Source organism: Photorhabdus caribbeanensis, assembly GCF_018448885.1.
Taxonomy (GTDB): Bacteria; Pseudomonadota; Gammaproteobacteria; order Enterobacterales; family Enterobacteriaceae; genus Photorhabdus; species Photorhabdus caribbeanensis.
On sequence record NZ_RCWB01000157.1, the window covers coordinates 1 to 358 of the forward strand.

Sequence of the window (358 nt, forward strand, 5' to 3'; positions counted from 1 at the left end):
TTAACCAGTTGATACGTCCGATACGTTTTGTTCCGGGAGAAGGTGATTCCCTGCACTTCTATGGTGAAGGGCATTTTAATTCAACTTCCACCTTGGCCTGGTATGCCCGTTATGACCGTGGACCGCTGCAAGTAACTCCTTTGAGAGGCAACCACCCGGCACTGGTCAGCGGGATCTGGCAAACCGATAGCCTGCCGGGCAAGCAGTACTTCTTTGCTCAGGGGGCGATGTCTTTTGATGTTGAAGGTGCAGAACCGGGCACAACCCTCTGGCATCTGGTACGGGAAGCGGCAAATATGTGGGAATAACAGATTATCCACCGACTCATAACTTACGGAGAAAATGATGGAAACTGTAG

Annotated in this window: 1 pseudogene; it reads left to right on the top strand. The window is 50.8% G+C overall.

Annotation, left to right across the window (positions count from 1 at the left end):
* Positions 1-308: pseudogene (locus EAE90_RS24945) on the top strand (DUF3396 domain-containing protein); the annotation flags it as partial.
* Between the last annotated feature and the right edge of the window lie 50 nt (positions 309-358).